This is a genomic window from Rhodococcus sp. Leaf233 (genome assembly GCF_001426165.1).
GTDB classification, from domain to species: domain Bacteria; phylum Actinomycetota; class Actinomycetes; order Mycobacteriales; family Mycobacteriaceae; genus Rhodococcoides; species Rhodococcoides fascians.
Genome location: NZ_LMRO01000009.1, coordinates 825,450 through 844,208 on the forward strand (window position 1 = coordinate 825,450; position 18,759 = coordinate 844,208).

At 61.0% G+C, this 18,759-nt stretch carries 16 protein-coding genes; 8 read left to right on the plus strand and 8 right to left on the minus strand.

The features are described from left to right. Nucleotides 1–560 precede the first annotated feature (560 nt). The 3 genes from ASH04_RS14610 to ASH04_RS14620 are packed head-to-tail and all read left to right on the plus strand — an operon-like array spanning nucleotide 561 to nucleotide 4,194. Nucleotides 561–1,619, plus strand: a complete 1,059-nt coding sequence (locus ASH04_RS14610) for a sugar ABC transporter substrate-binding protein (RefSeq protein WP_156394551.1) — start codon at nucleotides 561–563, stop codon at nucleotides 1,617–1,619. A 39-nt stretch (nucleotides 1,620–1,658) separates the two neighbouring features. After that, nucleotides 1,659–3,158: a sugar ABC transporter ATP-binding protein gene (locus ASH04_RS14615; RefSeq protein WP_162247534.1), complete on the plus strand. Its 1,500-nt coding sequence runs from the start codon at nucleotides 1,659–1,661 to the stop codon at nucleotides 3,156–3,158. Continuing rightward, complete coding sequence (locus ASH04_RS14620) at nucleotides 3,151–4,194, plus strand: ABC transporter permease (RefSeq protein ID WP_082519256.1); 1,044 nt, start codon at nucleotides 3,151–3,153, stop codon at nucleotides 4,192–4,194. The genes ASH04_RS14615 and ASH04_RS14620 overlap by 8 nt, the downstream gene beginning before the upstream one ends. A 243-nt stretch (nucleotides 4,195–4,437) precedes the next feature. On the opposite strand, the gene ASH04_RS14625 is transcribed toward ASH04_RS14620, so the two are convergent. After that, the gene (locus ASH04_RS14625; RefSeq protein ID WP_162247535.1) at nucleotides 4,438–5,352 is read right to left on the minus strand and encodes an SDR family NAD(P)-dependent oxidoreductase; all 915 of its coding nucleotides are present in this window, start codon (nucleotides 5,350–5,352) and stop codon (nucleotides 4,438–4,440) included. Between the two features lie 67 nt (nucleotides 5,353–5,419). Between ASH04_RS14625 and ASH04_RS14630 the strand changes: the two genes are divergently transcribed. Next, nucleotides 5,420–5,824, plus strand: a complete 405-nt coding sequence (locus tag ASH04_RS14630; protein WP_057473806.1) for a MarR family winged helix-turn-helix transcriptional regulator — start codon at nucleotides 5,420–5,422, stop codon at nucleotides 5,822–5,824. A gap of 71 nt (nucleotides 5,825–5,895) precedes the next feature. On the opposite strand, the gene ASH04_RS14635 is transcribed toward ASH04_RS14630, so the two are convergent. Together ASH04_RS14635 and ASH04_RS14640 are read right to left on the minus strand one after the other, a co-directional pair. Beyond that, complete coding sequence (locus ASH04_RS14635) at nucleotides 5,896–7,047, minus strand: thiolase family protein (protein WP_235580011.1); 1,152 nt, start codon at nucleotides 7,045–7,047, stop codon at nucleotides 5,896–5,898. Continuing rightward, nucleotides 7,044–7,268, minus strand: a complete 225-nt coding sequence (locus tag ASH04_RS14640; RefSeq protein ID WP_057473807.1) for an OB-fold domain-containing protein — start codon at nucleotides 7,266–7,268, stop codon at nucleotides 7,044–7,046. Before ASH04_RS14640 ends, ASH04_RS14635 begins: the two co-directional genes overlap by 4 nt. 286 nt (nucleotides 7,269–7,554) lie before the next feature. Here ASH04_RS14640 and ASH04_RS14645 point away from each other — a divergent pair, with 286 nt between their 5' ends. Together ASH04_RS14645 and ASH04_RS14650 are read left to right on the plus strand one after the other, a co-directional pair. Continuing rightward, nucleotides 7,555–8,547: a TIGR03617 family F420-dependent LLM class oxidoreductase gene (locus ASH04_RS14645; RefSeq protein WP_057473808.1), complete on the plus strand. Its 993-nt coding sequence runs from the start codon at nucleotides 7,555–7,557 to the stop codon at nucleotides 8,545–8,547. Nucleotides 8,548–8,606: 59 nt separating this feature from the next. Further along, the gene (locus tag ASH04_RS14650) at nucleotides 8,607–9,248 is read left to right on the plus strand and encodes a TetR/AcrR family transcriptional regulator (protein WP_057473809.1); all 642 of its coding nucleotides are present in this window, start codon (nucleotides 8,607–8,609) and stop codon (nucleotides 9,246–9,248) included. Nucleotides 9,249–9,255: 7 nt separating this feature from the next. Here the strand turns inward: ASH04_RS14650 and ASH04_RS14655 are convergent, their stop codons facing one another. From ASH04_RS14655 to ASH04_RS14665, 3 genes are read right to left on the minus strand one after another with little or no spacing between them, the layout of a single operon-like run. Then, nucleotides 9,256–10,308: a CaiB/BaiF CoA transferase family protein gene (locus ASH04_RS14655; RefSeq protein ID WP_082519257.1), complete on the minus strand. Its 1,053-nt coding sequence runs from the start codon at nucleotides 10,306–10,308 to the stop codon at nucleotides 9,256–9,258. Then, nucleotides 10,305–12,446 (minus strand): acetate--CoA ligase family protein, encoded by a 2,142-nt coding sequence (locus tag ASH04_RS14660; protein WP_057473811.1) that lies wholly within the window; start codon nucleotides 12,444–12,446, stop codon nucleotides 10,305–10,307. Before ASH04_RS14660 ends, ASH04_RS14655 begins: the two co-directional genes overlap by 4 nt. A 16-nt stretch (nucleotides 12,447–12,462) precedes the next feature. Further along, nucleotides 12,463–13,611, minus strand: a complete 1,149-nt coding sequence (locus ASH04_RS14665) for an acyl-CoA dehydrogenase family protein (protein WP_057473812.1) — start codon at nucleotides 13,609–13,611, stop codon at nucleotides 12,463–12,465. A 93-nt stretch (nucleotides 13,612–13,704) separates the two neighbouring features. On the opposite strand from ASH04_RS14665, the gene ASH04_RS14670 reads away from it, so the two are divergent. After that, a complete protein-coding gene (locus ASH04_RS14670; RefSeq protein ID WP_057473813.1) occupies nucleotides 13,705–14,493 on the plus strand; it encodes an SDR family NAD(P)-dependent oxidoreductase in 789 nt (262 codons plus the stop codon). A 58-nt stretch (nucleotides 14,494–14,551) separates the two neighbouring features. Continuing rightward, nucleotides 14,552–15,325, plus strand: coding sequence for a crotonase/enoyl-CoA hydratase family protein (locus ASH04_RS14675; protein ID WP_057473814.1), 774 nt, complete (start codon nucleotides 14,552–14,554; stop codon nucleotides 15,323–15,325). Between the two features lie 180 nt (nucleotides 15,326–15,505). Here ASH04_RS14675 and ASH04_RS14680 read toward each other — a convergent pair whose 3' ends face one another. Together ASH04_RS14680 and ASH04_RS14685 are read right to left on the minus strand one after the other, a co-directional pair. Continuing rightward, nucleotides 15,506–16,861 (minus strand): MFS transporter, encoded by a 1,356-nt coding sequence (locus ASH04_RS14680; RefSeq protein ID WP_057473815.1) that lies wholly within the window; start codon nucleotides 16,859–16,861, stop codon nucleotides 15,506–15,508. A 330-nt stretch (nucleotides 16,862–17,191) separates the two neighbouring features. Continuing rightward, complete coding sequence (locus ASH04_RS14685; protein ID WP_032383980.1) at nucleotides 17,192–18,745, minus strand: APC family permease; 1,554 nt, start codon at nucleotides 18,743–18,745, stop codon at nucleotides 17,192–17,194. Nucleotides 18,746–18,759 lie beyond the last annotated feature (14 nt).

An 18,759-nucleotide genomic window follows, 5' to 3' on the forward strand; every position in this document is an offset into this window, starting at 1 on the left:
CCTCGGTGTCGTTGTGTGCAAACGGGGTCTGCCGACGAGCACACCGCTCTCACAAGACGCCGGGTGAGGCTCGCGGCCGTGGAGCTGCTTGTGTCGCCAGCTCCACAGCGAGCGGCACCAGGACGCCCGATGACTGCCCATCGACGAGGCGGCAGTACCCGAGAAGTCTGCCGAGCAAAATGCGCCCTCGGCGTAGTCGCACAGAGGGGGTGTTCGCTGTTCTGCCGTCGTGTCGGGGCGCGGTATCCACTGTCGTCCTCCGTTCTTCGGCCCGTCATGGTCGCAAAGATGCCAAAGGTCGGTGTGCCGGCCTCGGATAAAGGCTTGGTCTGCAGGTTCGACTAATCCATCGACGGATTGGAACGAATCGCGGCTGCAGATCCACCTGGCATCGTCATGCGGTCGATCCAAGACCCTGTTCCGGGTTGTTTCGTTCAGCGAAACTTCGCCATAAACCGGTCACGGACACATGTTGTACTCGTCACACCTCGACCGCAGTTTTTTCGCTCAGAGTGACTCGCATACCACCGGAAAACGTTACGGCTCTTTGGAGGAACCAATTGACGAAAACAACCCGCCGCTCTGTAGCCACGATCGCGCCGATCGTCCTCACCGCAGCGTTGGTCTTGGGTGCCTGCGCGTCCAATCCTGGCCCCGAGGGAGACTCGAAATTCACCGTGGGAATCTCGAATCCGCAGGGTGCCCAGCCAATTCTGAAGATGACTCAAGATACGTTCACTTCGGCTGCTGCCCGGGACGGCATCGCGGTGAAGGCCCTCGATGCGCAACTGGATCCCGCGAAGCAGGTAACGGACGTAGACCAGCTCATAGCACAACAGGTCGACCTGATTGTCGTCTATCCGTTGGACGCAAATTCGCTGAAGCCGGCTCTTCAAAGGGCGAACGCCGCGGGCATCAAAGTTGTCGGTTGGGCCGGTCTGGAATCGCCAGAGTCCGATCCAGGAGTCCTCACGTCGAATGTAGATACCGGCGGCAGCTATCGCGGTTCCAAACTGCTGTCCGATTTTGTCAAAGATAAACTGGGCGGCAAGGGAAATGTACTGGGAGTTGGCCTTGGTGTGCCGGTTCCCATCCTCGAGACGATGATGTCACAGTACGAGAAGAACACGACAGAGGGCAGCGCCATCCACTGGCTCGGCCGTGTCGACGACCCTACCGATGATATCGCCGGCGGCCAGAAGGTGGTCGCGACTGCTCTCACGAAGTACCAGAACGATATTCAGGGAATCATGGCTTACAACGATGCCGCCGCGATCGGAGCTGCTGTTGCAGTCAAGGCGGCCGGTCTCGACGATGTGGTGATCGTGGGCCAGAACGGCGACGAGGATGGGATCAAAGCAGTCGAGGACGGTCGTCTCAGCGCGACGATCGACCTGGTCCCGTGGCGCACCGGACTGATACTCGAGTCGATCTCGCGTGCCGTTCTGAACGGACAGGAAGTGCCTGCGTTCGTGGAAAGCCCAACCGAGCTCTACACCGCGGGCAACGCTGGCAATCGTCTGCCGTGGGCCGACGCGGCGGCACAGATCGAGTCGGGCGAAATCACCTGTGCACAAGGCGGCGGTTGCCCGGAAGACGTTGTACGACTTGCCAACTAATCTCGAGCGAGCATTGGAATGATTCCCCAGGAGACACGCATGGAACCACCGCTCTTGCAGATGCAGTCCGTCCACAAACGCTTTGGCCGAACTCATGCCCTGAAGGGAGTCGACTTCGAGATCCGCGCTGGAGAAGCGCACGCATTGTTGGGCGAGAACGGGTCCGGTAAGTCCACCCTGATGAAGATTGCCTACGGTGAAGTCACTGCCAGCAGCGGTCATGTGCTGCTACGGGGTGAGCCGGTGAAGTTCGCCAACCCACTTCAGGCATCCCGGGCCGGCATCGCAATGGTTGCGCAGGAGGTGCCCGTTGTGGAAAGCCTGACAGTCGCGGAGAACATTGCGTTGGGGAATTTGCCCGGCTCGCGATTCCGAATCGATTGGACCAAAGCTCACCGGAGCGCGACCGAGGCCTTGGGCGAGCTAGGTTCCGGGATACGGTCCGATCGAATAGTAGGCACTCTTGGTCCGGGTGATCGTCAGGTCGTCGCGATTGCCCGGGCCATTGCGTCGAAGTCTTCGGTTGTCATTTTCGACGAACCTACGAGTTCGCTCACTGCGGAATTGACGGAATCGCTGTTCGACATCATTCGTAAAATGAAGAGTTTCGGTTTGGCCATCGCATTCATCTCTCAGCGGCTTCAAGATATCGAACCCGTGGCAGACCGCGTCACCGTGCTACGTGACGGCGCGCTGGTGAAGACGATGGACCTGGCCGAAGCCGATGAAGGCACAATTACTCGATTGATGGTCGGCAGGCCTCTCACAGACTACTTCCATCGAGAAATTGCCAAGACTCGATTCCCATCGGACAAACCGGCCCTATCGGTCCGTCACCTGTCGGCTCCTGACCGCGTCGAGGACGTTGGTTTCGACATTTGGCCCGGGGAAGTCGTCGGACTTGCGGGTTTGGTGGGTTGTGGTCGAGTCGAGGTCGTCCGGTCCATCTTCGGTGCCGATGCAGGTACAGGAGATGTGACGGTTGAGGGGAAGGCCTACACCCGTCGGACACCTCGTCGGTCCATCCAGCGGGACCTGGCGTTCGTCACCGGCGACCGTAAAGGCGAAGGGCTCGTTCCGGGCGCAAGCGTGTTCCACAACTTGAGTCTCATTGCAAACAACAGGCTGAATCTCCTGCCCATCAACAGAGGAAGTCAGCGCGTCGCTGCTTCCAGCGCCATGCAAGAACTGCAGGTTCGACCAGCTGACATGAGTCTGCTTGCGGGAAGCCTGTCGGGTGGCAATCAGCAAAAAGTGGTCATAGGCCGATGGCTGTCGAGCGCGCCCAAAGTCTTGCTGATGGACGAGCCCACGCGAGGTGTGGATGTAGGTGCCAAGTCCGAGATCTATCGGCTTCTGAGGGAGCTCGCGTCGCAGGGCGTGGCTGTTCTCATCAGTTCTTCCGAAAACAACGAGCTGCTCGGTGTGTGCGATCGCGTACTGGTGATGTTTCGTGGCCGGATTGTCGCCGACCGCCCATCCGATCAGCTCGATGAATTGACAATTGCTGAACTCGCCGCAGGAGTTATTAATGTCTGAACCAACCGTTGCCGCGCCAAAAGATTCGTCCGACGCGGAGATGCCTACGCCCGACCGTGCGGAACGTCCGGGGATGTCGACGTCGGCGGGTGCTGTACTGAAGAACTTCCGCGGGTTCGGTGGAGCATTGGCCGCGCTTCTCATCATGGTCGTCTACCTATCGGTAACGCAGGAGTTCTTCTTCACGAAAGCAAACATCCTGAATGTGCTGTCCGGCAATAGCGCGTTGATGATTACGGCTATTGGTCTTACGTTCGTAGTATTGTCTGCAGGTTTCGATCTTTCCGTTGGAGCAATCTACGCCGCGGCCGGGTATGTCGCGTACCGCGCCCTGGAGTCCGGACTCCCGGAGGTGATAGCTCTTGTGCTGGGCGGTCTTACGGGAATTCTGCTGGGTGGAGCGGTGAACGGAGTGCTGATCGGACGTATTCGCCTCAACTTCTTCGTTGTCACTCTCGGCACCACGTCCCTTTTCACCGGTGCGCTGAACGTTGTGACGAACGGTAAGACCAACACGATACCCATCGAGGAGGGGAGCCTTCTATACGCGCTCGGAAACGGCACTATCATGACCATTCCCGTGCCGGTTGTCCTGAGCCTCGCGGTCCTGGTGTTGAGTGGCTACTTGCTCCGCTTCACGTCGTTCGGGCGCGCCGTCTATGCGGTGGGCGGTAACCCGGAAGCCGCACGATTGGCGGGTATCAACGTCTCTTGGGTATACGTGTGCGTGTACGGTCTCGGCGGACTTTTCGCTTCGGTGGCGGGCATGGTGGATGCAAGTCGACTCGCATCAGCGTCACCGACCGCTGGTGCGAGTTTGGCTTTGACTGCCGGTGCCGCCGTTCTACTCGGGGGAACCAGTTTCTACGGCGGCCTGGGTGGAGTCTTCGGGACAGTAGTAGGAGTGCTTCTCATTGCCGTCCTGCAAAACGGACTCGGTTTGATGGGAGTTTCCGCATTTTGGCAGGGGGTTGTTACTGGCACCGTTCTGGTCGTGGCTGTGCTGCTCGACAAACTTCAGTCTCGATCGACCTGAGGACGCCGCGCGCATTTACGGACGGTGCTTTTGCATCCGCAATGGGGTGTGCGTGGTGGGATGTCGACGACACGAATCTCTTGGCAATCGGATGCCATGCTCGGGATCGAGTCAGGCTTACAACATGATTCGCGGCAGTGTGCACCACGCATCAGCTCTTTGTTTTCGGATATCCGACGCCGATCGGAAGCCAATATTCGAATCTGGGGAGCTGATCATCGTGGGGGACAGTATCGGGGCACGTCACGCGACGATGGAGGCACCGATGATGCGTTCGGTTTCGTTCCAGAGGAATGCGCCCAATTCCGGATCACGGCTTGTACGAACGGGTTCGGTGATCACCGGTGGGCCCGAGGCATTCCTTCGCGGACCGAGGTAGACCTGCCCGAGCGGTAGATCGCGAGCTGCGATTGCCGCTACCGCTGATTCGGCAGCCGAGTCCTTGCCCTGCACCACGGACGTGAATGCGGGCCCGAGGACCCGGGCAGCTGCTCGGAAAACGACAGGTCGAGTGTGGATCCCCGGCCGATCAGCGGTCAATGCGTCGATTGCTCCGCCTGGATGGGCAACGATCGACGCGACCGAAGAATGCCGGCTCCGAAGTCTGCGGGACAGCTCGAAACCCAGAATCTCCGTCGCGTGTTTTGACATGGCGTACGCCGCACGTGGGCGATAGGACTGCTGTGACAGCCAGTTGTTCGGATCGAACGAAATGCGCTGCGTCAGCATGCTTCCGATGCTCACGACTCGGGCACCCGGTGCCCGTTCCAAGGATGGAAGGGCGAGACGGAGTAGTTCCACATGTGCGAGCGCATTCGTGCCCACAGTCAGCTCTACGCCGAAGGGACCACTCTCGAACGACGCGGGTGCAGCAACCAAGCCTGCATTCATGATCAGACCATCGAGTTGTGCGGTGTTGCTCAACTCTTCCCCCGCCCGACGGACAGAGTCGATGTCCGTCAGGTCCATCTCCAGGAACCGGTGGCGATCGGAGTGGGGTAGAAGGCCGATTGCATGTCGTCCTCGTTCCGGAGATCGGGCCACCACGATCACCTCGGCACCCAGGCCCGCCAGCCGTTCGGCAACGAAATATCCGATTCCCGACGTAGCGCCTGTGACGGCGACCGTGCGCCCGTCGAGTCGATCCAGTTTCAACATCCGCATCTCCTTCAAGTCTTGAACTATCAAGGTACTTCAAGACTTGAAGGAGTGCTAGTCTGCTGATGTGGACATTCTCGAGGCGACCCTGCGCTTGCAAGAACTTGCGCTTCGGATCAACGACGATTTTCTGCCGTATGCCACGCGGGAGGGCCTGACACTCGTTACGGCGCATGCACTCTGGAAAGTTCACCCGGATCGAACCGACCTGACGATGTCCGAGGTTGCCGCACAACTGGGATGCAATGCCTCCAATGCCACATTCGTCGTCAAGCAATTGGAAGCCCGCGGTTTCGTCGAACGGACCCCCGACCCGGTCGACGGGAGGCGCAAATTCGTCGGATTGACCGATGACGGAGCGCGCGCACGAGGACGCCTCGGCCAGGCGCTGACGTCCGTCAGTCCGCTGAAGAGCCTGGCCGAGGAGGAACTGGCGTTGTTCGTGAGCACTCTGGATGCCCTGCGCGGTTGAAGCCGGGAGTCAGGCTGTCTGTGATCTCAGGTTGCTGCACATGCGTGGGATCGCTGCTGTCGAATGTGGTCTTATCGGGGTGCACTCAGGACGTGGGCGATACTGACTGCGCCGATTCCAACCAAGTGGGCAAGTCCATATCGTGCCGACGGTTGCTGGCGTTCTCCTGCCTCGCCGCGCAGCTGTCGCGTGATTTCGACGATCTGTCCGACGCCGGTGGGTCCGACGGGATGGCCCATACCCAGGAGCCCGCCGGAAGGGCTGATTGCGACTCTGCCACCGATATCGAATTCACCATCGCGCAGGCGGCCAGGAGCCTCGCCCTCTGCGCAGATACCCATCGCCTCGACGTATTGGAGTTCCTCGATCGTGAACGCATCGTGCAGTTCGACAACGTCCAGGTCCTCCGCGCCGATGCCGGCCTCGGCGAGAGCCTCCGCAGTGGTCACACGTGTTAATTCGACGTCATGGCTCTTCGTGCCGTAGAGCTCCTCCGATCGCTGAGCGCTCGACAGAACTCGGACTGCTCTGCTCCTGTCCAGTTCGAGGCGATCGATCGCATCCTCGGATACGACGATCACGGCGGAGGCACCTTCACCGACGGGGCAGCATTGCAACCGTGTCAGTGCGCCGGCAATAGGGCGATCGTCGAGTATCTCGTCGAGCGTTCGTTCCGTTCGCCGTTGCGCGAAGGGGTTCTTGGCCGCGTTGTTGTGGTTCTTCACTGCGACTCGGGCCAAGTCGGAAACGTCGGCGCGGCGAGTGCTGAGATATTCCGCCGCAAGAAGTGCGTAATGCACCGGCGGAGTGAGGATCCCATCGTCGTAGGGAGTTACACCCGTCAGGCTTTCCGCCCGCACGCTCGCGCCGACCTTGTCGACCCCCGCTGCCAGAACCACATCTGCGAAGCCGGCCGCGACATCGCGAATGGCACATCGGAATGCCGAGGAACCGGACGCAGACGCGTTCTCCACCTGCGTCATCGGAATTCCGGTGACTCCGAGATGGCGAAGGATGGGTCGAGACACGGCCATTCCGATCCGCGTCGTCCCGGTATAGGCCGCTTCGACCGAGTTCCACGGCACCCCGGCATCGGCAAGTGCCGCACGGACTGCGGTGAGGCCGAGATCGACGAAGCTCGTATCCGACTTTCGCTGGTACGGATGCAGACCGATCCCGACGACGTACACCGGGCGCAACGTGCTCATGTTCTCGCGACTCACAGTTCGCCCTCCGTCTTGTAGAAGACCAATGCGCCGTCTGCCTCACGTGCTTCGACGCGATCGCCCGCGCTGCATCCCGGTTCGAGTCGAGACCGCACTGCGATTCCCTCGTCCAGAACCACCGTTCCGATGGCGAGCGGGGTCGACAGAGATTTGTTCGGATGTTCGCTGACTGTCACCGCGGAACGTACCTGTCCGTTTCCGGACAGAGTCGTAGGCATGAAATCAGGGGAGACGCTGCCGCATCGCTCACATCCGAAGGTCTGAACTGGCAAGCAGATCGTTCCGCAAAGACGACATTTCATTCCCGACAGGGGCTGTGCATCTGTTTGCATTCGTAGTCTTCTCTCTGAGCGAGGAAATGCATTGAAGTGTTGGTAGAGAGCGAATGTGCACGTGCAACCGAAACCAGATCGAGGTGCAATCCGTTTCTCGACGAAGACCGTCGCGCAACACCAAGTTAGCAACTTGCTGTACAGACAGCAAGTAAAATGAAAAGATCGAGCGATGGGTATACCAGTGGACTTCCGCCTCGGTGATCTGGTCGATCTCGATGAGCTCTCGTCGGTATGCACATCGGCCGAACAGGGGCCCTACGCGGGACTTCAAGCCATCGAGGCACGCCACGATCCGCTGGTGCAACTCACGGTCGCGTCCACGGCAACATCACAGATCAGGCTGACCAGTGCGGTAGTGGTGGCGTTCGCGCGCAACCCAATGAGCACGGCAATCGCGGCGGCGGACCTGGCGTCCCTGTCTCGAGGACGGTTCGTCCTGGGTCTGGGCAGTCAGATCAGGCCGCATATCGAACGTCGCTTCGGTATGCCCTGGAGCCGCCCCGCACAGCGCATGGAGGAATTCGTAGACGCCGTTCGTGCAATCTGGCGTTGTTGGGAAACCGGTGACGCGCTCGATTTTCGCGGTGAGTTCTATCGGCACACGTTGATGAACTCGACGTTCCGACGTGAGATGCCCTTCGGTTCCCCAAAGATTTCGGTGGCTGCGGTCGGACCGGCAATGACACGCGTGGCCGGCCGAGTCGGTGACGGACTGCTGGTTCATCCGTTCACGACTCGTCGATACCTGTCGGAGGTGTTGCTGCCCAGGGCCTTCGAGGCTCGGCGCGCAAGTATCCGCGCCGACGAGCCGTACGAAGTCAGCGGCGGAATCCTCATTGCCACCGGATCGTCCGACGAAACGTTCGAGGCTTCCGTCCACGCGTTGCGCCGTCAGATCGCACTGCACGGCTGGGAAGCACTCGGAGAGGAGCTGCACCGCCTCTCCAAGACCGACGACTCGCGACGCTGGGACGTGATGACAGCGCTGATCGACGACGAGGTGTTGACCACTATCGGCGTCGTTGCCGCCGAGCGCGAGCTTGCACATGCTCTCCGCGAGCGCGTCGACGGCGTGTGGAATCGAGTGGCGCTGTATCCGTGCGCCCCGGTTTCGGCGACGTCGATGGCGGATGTAGCTACTGCATTGCGTGAGAGCACGTAGCCGACGCGAATCCATGGCAGGCTCGGGGCGAGGCTGGAACGACCTTAGGATTGTTGGAGATGGCAACCACAGACGCGCGAAGCAAAGACAACGGTAAACGCTCGATGACTCAGGAAGAACGCAGTTCGAATGCTCGGTCCGCGTTGATCGATGCGACCCTGTCGATCCTCGTCAACGAGGGATTTCGGAACGCGACCTTTACACGCATCCAGCAGGAGGCCGGCGTGAGTCGGGGGCTCATCGGGTACCACTTCGGAACCAAGTCGACCTTGATGGAGAGCGTGATTCACGCGGTGCAGGACCGCTATCACGCTGATACGGAACGATTGATCGGCGACGACGTAACCGGCATCGATGCTTTGCGTAATGTGTTGAGTTCGTACTTGGGCAGACTGGCAGTCAATCCGCTTCCCGCACAGGCGATGTTGGTGTTGGCGACCGAGTCGATCAGTGAAGCGCCGGAGATCAGGCGTGCGGTGCGAGAAAGTTTTGCGGTGATGCGTTCGGAATTCGGCGAACTGCTCGCCAGAGGCCAGCGAGACGGAACGATCCGAGACAGTGTCGATCCGGTCGGTTACGCCGTGGTCCTCGAGGGTGTACTCCGAGGAGCGGCTCTGCAGTTTCTCGTCGACCCGCAGGACGTCGACCTCGACGCCGCCCGTACGGCTGTTCTGGGGCTTGTCGACGGTATAGCCGCGTAGGCAGATTTCAGGTGTGCGTTCCATGGTCGAACAGGGCGGGGAAGTGCACGAGCGGGCCGGCTGTGGGGTCGTCGACCACCAGAGAGGTGCTCCTCTCTCGTACCGACTCGACCGCAGCGTAGGGCGCGAGCACCGGGGCCGAGGGCACCCCGGAGCTCGTCAACAGCCGCAGCGCGTCGAAACTCGGTATGGTCGAGAGACGTTGTGCAAGAGCGCTGTTGATCTCGTCGACGCACAGGGAACGGGCCGAGAACGTGGCGTATCGGGGTCCTGCCCAGTCGTCCAAGTCGAGGCTTTGCACCAGTCGACTCCAGAAGTGGTCCTCGATAGCGGCCACTGTGATCAGAGCGTCGTCGCTGCAGCGGAATACTCCGTACGCGGGCCGCTCCAGGGCGGCCACGCGTTGCTCGGTGACACTCTCCACCGCTCCTCCCGCAAAGGCACCCAGTCGAGGATTCAGCCAGTGAGCCAGGCAGTCTCGGATAGCGAGATCGATGAAGCATCCTTGCCCGGTTCTCTGCCGTGCGACGAGGCCGGCGAGCACGGAGCCAACGCCGTACGTTGCTGCCGCGAGGTCACCCACCGGAACGCCGGGGCCCCAGACGGGGTCGTGTCCTGCTTCGCCGGCCAGGGCGAGTACTCCGGATCGGGCGGCGTAGTCGATGTCGTGTCCGGGGGTCTGCGCAAGCGGACCCAGTTGCCCGTATCCCGACAGTGACAGATAGACCATGTGCGGCAACTGCGCCCGAACGGCATCAGGTCCGAGACCCAGCTTCGCCATCACTCCGGGGCGGTAGCCCTCGATCATGATGTCTGCGTCTCGCAACAATGTCCACGCAGCCTCGACGTCGGCGTCGGTCTTCAGATCGAGAGTCCGTAGCTCCTTGCCGCGGTTGACAGCCGCGAACGCTCCCGCACCGAGGTGCCGGGCGTTGTCGCCGCCGGGACGCTCGATCTTGATGACCCTGGCCCCCATGTCCACCAGGGCCTGAGTCAGGAAGGGACCCGGAAGCAGCTCGGTGAAGTCGACGACGACAACGCCCTCCAGAGGCATTGTCATGCCGGGCTTTTCGACATGGTCGTGGTCACCACGAGGGCGTCCAGTGCGACGGATCCCGGCCCCGACGAACCGGCAGGTCGCACTATTACAGGATTGAGGTCGACCTCTTCGATGCTGCTTCGATGCGCACTCACGCAGTCGGAGACCGAGACCAACAAGTCGGCGAGCGCGTCGATGTCGTAGGTTGCGCCGCCACGCATGCCGGCCAGAATCGGATACATCCGCAGAGACTCGATCAACTTCAATGCCGTGCTGCGATCCAGAGGAAGAAGATGGCGCGCAGTGTCGTTCAGCAATTCGACGAATACACCGCCGGCACCCACCGTGATGAGGTGACCGAAGACAGGGTCGCGGTGCACGCCGACGATCATTTCCACCGAATCGCCGGTCATCATCTCCTCGATGAGTATGCCCCGAACCGATGCTCCCGGAGCCTTGGCCGCGACTGCGGCGAGGATGTCCTGTCTTGCCCGACAGGCGGACTCGGCGTCCTGTAGGCCGACGACGACACCGCCGACGTCTGTTTTGTGGGCGAGGTCGGTGCTCACCACCTTGGCGACGACGGGCGCACGGAGTCCGCTCATCGCAGTGTGAACGCCCTTGTCGTCGTGCACGGTGAACCCCCGGGGAACGGTGACCCCGTGCTCGGCGAGCCACGCTTTGGCTTCGGGCTCGGTCGCGACCGAGCGCGGCAGATCGAGTTCGTCTCGCGCGGGTTCGACTGCGAAGGGAGCCGGGGTAGGAGAGGTGCTCTGTCCGTCGCGCCAGCGCCCGTATTCGGCCCATCGCGCGACTGCGAGGACCCCCTTGGACAGCCCCCGCGGGCTGCAGAACCCGGCGTCGGCAAGGATGTCGTACCCCTTGCCGTGCACGTCGCTCATCCAGATCGGAACTATTGGAACGGTGACCAGCTTCTGCACTGCCGCAAGACTGAGCGATGTCCCTGCGGTGCGCTCGCCGTAGTCCAGCGCCAGGGGAGCCAGAATCACGTCGACTCCAGGGTCTTCGGCGAGAATCTCCAAGCTCTTCTGTTCGATCGACGAATCGGCGATGGCAGCAGCGGTGATGTCCACCGGGTTGGCTGTGGAGGCGAAGCTGGGAAGGATGGCGGACAGTCTTTGGACGGTATCTTCCTGGAGCTGTGCGAGTGTCAGGCCGGCTTGTCCCACGTGATCGGCACACAGAGATAAGGCACCGCCCGACGCGCCCCAGATCGCTACCCGAGTCGACGGGGCGGGCTGTGCCCTCGACAGGAGCCAGCCGACGTCCATGAGCTCGTCCGTGTCGTCGACCTCGATCACGCCGAGTTGTCGCAGTACCGCTGAATTGACCACAGCAGAGCCTGCGATCGCTGCGGTGTGCGACTGAACTGCTCTTGCGCCGTATTCCGATCTTCCGACCTTCAGGGCCACCACAGGTTTGTCTGCTGCCGCGGCTATGCGCGCTGCCCGGATCAAGGCCGGTCCGTCGGCGATTCCTTCGAGCAACGTGGCGATTACCGCGATGCGCGGGTCGTGCGCGAAATACTCGATGACATCAGGAACATCGAGATCGGCGGCATTGCCCAGAGACGCCCACAGAGACACACCTGCACCTCTGGCTCCGGCCTGAAGCATGTTTCGGCCCAGGCCTCCTCCGTGGGTTGCCAGTCCGATCGGTCCGACACTGCGGTCGTTACGAAAGGACGGGGAGAAGGTCATTCCGATGTTGTCGGCAATATTGCACAGCCCAGGGCAATTCGGGCCGATGACTCGCATCCCGGTTCGCTGTGCGATGTCGCTGATCTTCTGCTGATCCGCGATCCCGGTATCTCCTGTCTCTGCGAAGCCCGAGGTCAACACCAGGGCGAACGAGACATTCTTGGTGCCGCATTCTTGCAGTGCAGCTATTACGTGCGAGGCAGGAACCGCAACGATGGCTACGTCGACGGGCTCGGGTAGCGATGCGACGTCGGGAAGCGCGGTGATCCCGTCGATCACGTTCTTCTTCGGGTTCACCAGGTACAGCGCGCCTTCGAAGTCGGAATGTTCGAGGAGGTTCTTCACCACCCAGTTGCCGATGCTGCCGGACTTCTCCGATGCGCCGACCACAACGATCGACTTCGGGTTGAACAGGCGGGTGAGATCACTGGTTGTCATGAAAGCAGAACGTCCTTCAACGAAGAGCCGAGATGCCGAGAATTTCTCGACCGGCGATGAGTGTCTGAATTTCGGTGGTACCTTCCGGGATGCTGCTTCCTCGGGTGTCCCGAAAGATTCGCTCGATCGGGTATTCGGTGGAATAGCCGATCGCCCCGTGAACCTGCATAGCCGCACTCGCCACTTCGTGGGCTACTTCGCTCGCATACAGCTTGGCCAACGACGCCTCGAGTGTGGCCGGTCTTCCGTTGTTCATCGCTGCTGCTGCCATGTACGACAGTGACCGGGCCGCGTCGATCTTCATTCGCATCTGCACGATGTGTTGCTGCACCAGCTGAAACGACGCGATGCTCTTCCCGAATTGTGTGCGCCCCTTGACATATTCGACCGAAAGATCGTATGCCTTCTGTGCGGCACCGACAGCACCCATGGCGATGTTGATACGGGCCCCGGCGAGTCCGGCCAACGTCGATCGGAGGGCGTCACCCTCCGTGCCGATGAGGTTCCCACGCGGAATACGCACGTTGTCGAAGGTCAACTCGGCCGTCCCGGTCGAATGCAACACCATGGTGTCGATCGCCCTGACCTCGAACGGCGATTCTCTTCTGTCGACCAGGAACAGTGACAGGGCGCCGTCGCACGTCGGGCTGAACGTACGGGCGACGACCGTTCCCCAATCTGCGAAGGCTCCTCCGGTGATCCACATCTTGGTACCACTGAGGACCCAGTGGTCTCCGTCGAGGTCGGCACGGAAGCGAACACTGGACACGTCCGAACCGACATCCGGCTCGGTGAGACCGTTGAAGATCTTTGCTTCTCCGGCAAACAGCGGTGTCAGATATCGGGCCTTGAGCTCGTCGGAACCGGTCCGAGCGAGTTTCTCCATCGGAGCATTGGTGATGTTGACCATGGTGCGCAGCGATGGCCACGTGTACCCGAGTTCCTCCATCATCATCGCCCAGGTGATGTGGTCGATCCCCATGCCTCCGAGGCTTTCCGGCAGCCAGCCACCGAGGTAACCGAACTGCGCAAGGCGCGGCAACAGGTCATGGGGGAAGGTCTTGGACCGCTCGTGCTCGGCGATGAGAGGTTCGACCTCCGATTGCATGAAACCTCTGATGCTGCGCAGCAATTGGCGCTGTTCTTCGTTCGGCTCGAAATCCATGTCGAAACCTTTCCTGTGACGGATCGCCTCTGTACATCTGTGACCTACGCCATCTAGAATACTTGCTGACCGTCCAGCAAACAAGGAGTTGACATGTCTGATCTTTTGGCTTTGAAGGGGCGTACCGCATTCGTCACCGGTGCAGGGCAGGGCGTCGGCCGTCGGATAGCGCTGCATTTCGCGGAGCATGGGGCCGGAGCTGTGGTCATCAACGACTACCGACTCGACCGTGCGGAGGCCGTTGCCGCGGAGGTCGAGGCGGCGGGGGCGAAAGCGTTGGCCATCGCCGGCGACGTGTCGAATTTGGAATCGGTCAATGACGCAGTTGCACAGTCGCTTCAGATGTTCGGCAGCATCGACATCCTCGTCAACAATGCCGGCAACGCCGGTCCCAACCCGACAGACGAGATGACGCGTCCGTTCTGGGAGCAGACGCCCACGGAGTGGCACGGCTACCTGGGGACCAACCTGTACGGACCGCTGAACGTGTGCCATGCGGTGGCTCCGGCGATGATCGAGCACGGGTACGGCCGAATCGTGAACATGATCTCCGACGCGGCTCGATTCGGGGAGCCGGGTAGGGAAACGTACGCCGCCGGTAAAGCCGGTACGGCAGGCTTCACGCGCTCGCTGGCCGCCAGCCTCGGAAGGTTCGGCATCACCGCGAATTGCGTATCTCTCGCCGCTACCCGAACACCTCGAACGGAGAAGGGTATGGAGAACGAGGCCGCGGTCAAAAAGATGATGAGCCGCTACATCATTCGTCGTCCCGGCGAGGTGGACGACGCGGCGAACATGGTTCTCATGCTCGCCTCCGATGCTTCGTCCTGGGTAACCGGTCAGACGATTCCCGTCAATGGCGGATACTCCTTCGCGCTATGAGTGCATCCGAGAGCGTGCCGAGGCGTCAACCCGACCACCGACCACGAGGGGAGCGATCGTGACGAACGAGGTAGTACTGAGCCGAGTGGAAGGCGATGTCGCATTGGTGACCTTGAACCGGCCCGAGGCGAAGAATGCCCTGAATCTGGAGTTGCGCACGGAACTCGACGCGGCGCTGCGCAGGTGTGACACCGACCCGTCCGTTCTGGTCGTGATCCTCACCGGGGCCGGTGGGTCGTTCTGTTCGGGACGCGACCTCAAGGCCGCCAAAGACGGTGAGCCGATGTACAGCTCGCGACAGCAAGCGCAGAACCATTTCACCCGAACGTCGATTGCGAAGCCCGTGATCGCTGCGGTCGAGGGCTTTGCTCTGGCCGGCGGACTGGAACTCGCTCTCGCGTGCGATCTTATCGTGGCGGCCGACGATGCCGTTTTCGGATTGCCGGAAGTGCGTCGAAACCTGGTTGCAGTGGGCGGGGGTCTGATCCGGATGCCCGTGCGGATTCCGTACCATCGAGCGATGGAATTGGCGCTGACCGGCGAGAAGATCTCTGCGTCGCAGATGCACCAATGGGGAGTGGTCAGTTCGATCGCGCAACCTGGGGAAGCGCTCGATGACGCGATGGTTCTGGCGCGCACGATCGCGGCGAACGGGCCGAGCGCGGTGCGGGCAACCAAAGAGATTGTGCGGCGGTCAAATTCGTGGGCGACCGAAGCCGATGCGTTCGATGCCCAGTTCACGATCGCAGAACCTGCTTTGTCGTCTCCGGATCGCCACGAGGGCATTGCGGCATTCCTGGAAAAGCGTCCAGCGCGGTGGACCGACCGCTAGCTGTGGGTCGACGACACTGAAAGGCCCGGGTCGGCAGTTGCCGGCCCGGGCCTTTCAGTTGGTTCAGTCGAGTTGGATATGACTGTGACGCTGAGTGATTGCGTCTCGAGGGTCCGCAGGTGGAGACAGTGGTCGACCCGCCTTCACCATGAGGTGTAAGCGGGTCGACGGTGAGAGCCGTTACGAGTCGGAGCTCGCAGCCCTCGTATCCCTCAGGTCCTCCGATTCGATATCCACATCGCGGCTCTCACGCAGTGTGAATGCCGCGATGAGACTGATTGCCGCGGTGGCGACCACGTACCACGCGAAGTAGTTCGAATGACCGGCGTCTTCGAGTGCGGTGGCGATCAGGGGGACAGTACCGCCGAAGAGTGCGATCGACAGTGAGTAGGGGAATCCCAGCCCGGTGACGCGCACTCGCGCAGGGAACATTTCGACCATCACTGCCGATCCTATGGAGGTGGCGAAGCTGAGCATCAACATTCCCGTGGCTTGCACGAGTACCAGGACTGCCAAGCTGGTTCCCTCGATGGACAGGAGCGGAACGGTCAGCACGATAGAGGAAATGCCGTAGATGTACAGGCTGGGTTTACGACCGATCTTGTCGGACAACAACCCAGCGAGTGGCTGGATTGCGAGGTAGAAGATCAACGAGATCAAACCGGCCGCCAACGCCGTCGACGAGGCTGCACCGTTCTTGATCTCGAAGTACGCGGTCAGGTAAGTTGCCCAGAAGTATTGACCGACCGCCAAACCTGTTGTCAGGAAGAAGATCTGAAGAGTCTGTTTCGGGTATGCGCGGATCGCATCGAACGGCCTCGGTCGCGATGATTTCTGCTTCTCGGAGGAGACGTCCAATGTCTCGACGGTGCTGCGTCGAATCCACCACGCGACAACGGCCCCCAGTCCACCCACCGCGAATGGAATTCTCCATCCCCACTCGGTCATGGTCTCCGTTCCGAGGACGGTGACCAGTAACGTGATGAAACCCAAGGCGAAGAGTTTGCCGGAGGTGGACGCGACGAACATGAAGCTGGAGTAGAAGCCTCGTCTGTTCGCAGGCGCGGACTCGACAATGAACGCCGATGCACTGGTGTACTCGCCGCCCGCACTGAGCCCCTGTAGCAGCCGGGCGGTCACCAGGATGATCGGCGCCAGAATTCCTACCTGGTCGTAGGTCGGACTGACCGCGATCAGCAGGCTTCCTCCGGCCATCATCGAGATCGTCAATGTCATTGCCTGACGGCGTCCGAAGCGGTCGGCGAACAGGCCGATCACCAGACCGGCGATCGGTCTGGCCAAGAACCCGATGGCGAACACACCGAATGTCTGGAGCAGCGGAAGCAGCCGCGAATCCGACTGCGGGAAGAAGGATGTAGAAAAGTAGACCGCAAGATAGGCGTAGGCAAGGAAATCGAAGAATTCGATACCGTGACCCAGAATTCCACCGAACAACTGACGACGGTGGTTGATGGGCGCGGTGCCTGTCTCGGTCGGAGCGGTCTGCAGTGGTGGTTCCGATTTGTCGGTGTTCATCTTTGCCTTCGCTGGAGCATCGGTCGGATGGTGGAGTGCATCGAAGCGCGGACGGTGCCACCCGAGCGCGCGGTACCTATCGCGCCGACGTGGATGCCGATCCGGAAGTAGTGTTGTCGATCACACCGTAACCACTTACTGGCCGTACAGCAAGGAAAAGTTTTACACCGAGATCACCGGCCCCTCCCGCGACCGCGTTGTGGAGCCACACCGACGCCGATGACCATCGACGTCCAGCTCAGCACCGGCTACAGCGTCGATCGTCACCTCGTGCGCGAGTGCCCGACCCCACAACTGAGGTCGGGCACTCGAGCCGTTCTCGGGCCTCGGCTATCTGCCCGCCAGATCGCTTTCGTCTCGCAACGCGGAAGTATTGCGATCGAGTGTCTTGCCCTCGAAGAATGCGGGATGGCGGAACCTCATGACGATCATCAGCACAGCGCCAAGGACGAGGATGCCGAAGCCGAGGAAGAACACGAGTCCGATGCCGCCGATCGAGGCTCCGCTGGCGTTGTCGGGATTCATGCTCTCGCCGAGTGATATGACGAAAACGGCGAGCAGCATGAGGCCACCGAGGAGCGGAAACAGGAAGCGGAAGACGGTGTTACGGACGCTGTCGAACAGCCTGCCGCGGAAATACCAGATGCATGCAAAAGCCGTGATGCCGTAATACCAGCAGATCATGATGCCCAGTGCCGCGATGGTGTCGATCAGAGTGCGCTCGGACAGGAACGTGACCACTGTGTAGAACCCTGCGGTGATGGCCCCTGCGACGACGGTTGCGTAGGAAGGCACCAGGAAGCGAGGTGACACTTCGGCGAATTTCTTGGGGAAGGCACCGTAGGAACCCATCGCCAGCATCGTTCGCGCAGCCGGAAGGAACGTGGTCTGCAAACTCGCCAGTGAGGACACCAGCACGGCCAGGAACAGCAGCAGTCCGCCCCATTTACCGAGCACCGGGTCGGCCAGAGAGCCGAAGACGTTCTCGGCGTTGTCCGGGTTACCCAGGCCCAGGCCGTCCTCGCCTACCCCTGCATACATCATGGCGGCCACCGCGACGAGGAGGTACGTGAGCAGAATGGTTGCCACGCAGAGCAACCCGGCGCGGCCGGGCGTCGTCTTCGGGTTCTTCGATTCCTCGCCGAGCGTCAGGCACGTATCCCAACCCCAGAAAGCGAAGATGGATCCCGTGAGTCCGATGACGAACGCACCGACAGCCACGCCGGTGAACGGGTTGAACCAGTCCAAGTCGAAAGTGACCTCGCCCGGGGCGTCTCCTGCTCCGACATGAATCAGCGCAACGACGGCGAAGACGACGAGAAGCACCATCTGAAAGCCGACCGTGACGATCTGCAGCTTTTCGCTGGTGGTGATGCCCCTGCTGGCAATCCAGGTGGCCGCTGCGATGAACACCAGCGTCGTACCGACATTGACGAACTTGTTGCCCGGTAGATCGGCGATCGACGGTGTGTCGAACAACTTCGCTATGAACAGATAGAAGAACTGCACCGCGATGGCCGCAAGATTGGACAACACGATGATCGTCGCAATCACCATGCCCCACCCACACATCCATCCGACGTAGGGTCCGAATGCTTTGGTCGACCACGTGAACGACGCGCCGCAATCGGGAGACTCGGAGTTCAGCTCGCGGTAGGCATAAGCGGTGAGAAACATCGGAACGAAGCCCGCGATCAGGATTGCCGGCATCTTCAGACCTACGGCCGCGACGATCAGGCCGATGCTTGCGGTCAGAGTGTAACCCGGTGCGACAGAGGAGATTCCGAGTATCGCACCCGAGAAGGTGCCGACTGTGCCTGTCGCCAACCCCTTGGCGCTGACTTCACCGGCAGTGGGCGAGGGCCCGCTTGCGTTCTTGCCCATATTCGAGCCTTCCG

Bases quoted from the DNA above. Each gene is read 5' to 3' on its own strand.
- ASH04_RS14615 (WP_162247534.1), top strand. From the start codon at position 1,659: ATGGAACCACCGCTCTTGCAGATGCAGTCCGTCCACAAACGCTTTGGC.
- ASH04_RS14620 (WP_082519256.1), top strand. From the start codon at position 3,151: ATGTCTGAACCAACCGTTGCCGCGCCAAAAGATTCGTCCGACGCGGAG.
- ASH04_RS14625 (WP_162247535.1), bottom strand. From the start codon at position 5,352: ATGTTGAAACTGGATCGACTCGACGGGCGCACGGTCGCCGTCACAGGC.
- ASH04_RS14640 (WP_057473807.1), bottom strand. From the start codon at position 7,268: ATGCCTACGACTCTGTCCGGAAACGGACAGGTACGTTCCGCGGTGACA.
- ASH04_RS14645 (WP_057473808.1), top strand. From the start codon at position 7,555: ATGGGTATACCAGTGGACTTCCGCCTCGGTGATCTGGTCGATCTCGAT.
- ASH04_RS14650 (WP_057473809.1), top strand. From the start codon at position 8,607: ATGGCAACCACAGACGCGCGAAGCAAAGACAACGGTAAACGCTCGATG.
- ASH04_RS14655 (WP_082519257.1), bottom strand. From the start codon at position 10,308: ATGACAATGCCTCTGGAGGGCGTTGTCGTCGTCGACTTCACCGAGCTG.
- ASH04_RS14660 (WP_057473811.1), bottom strand. From the start codon at position 12,446: ATGACAACCAGTGATCTCACCCGCCTGTTCAACCCGAAGTCGATCGTT.
- ASH04_RS14665 (WP_057473812.1), bottom strand. From the start codon at position 13,611: ATGGATTTCGAGCCGAACGAAGAACAGCGCCAATTGCTGCGCAGCATC.
- ASH04_RS14670 (WP_057473813.1), top strand. From the start codon at position 13,705: ATGTCTGATCTTTTGGCTTTGAAGGGGCGTACCGCATTCGTCACCGGT.
- ASH04_RS14680 (WP_057473815.1), bottom strand. From the start codon at position 16,861: ATGAACACCGACAAATCGGAACCACCACTGCAGACCGCTCCGACCGAG.
- ASH04_RS14685 (WP_032383980.1), bottom strand. From the start codon at position 18,745: ATGGGCAAGAACGCAAGCGGGCCCTCGCCCACTGCCGGTGAAGTCAGC.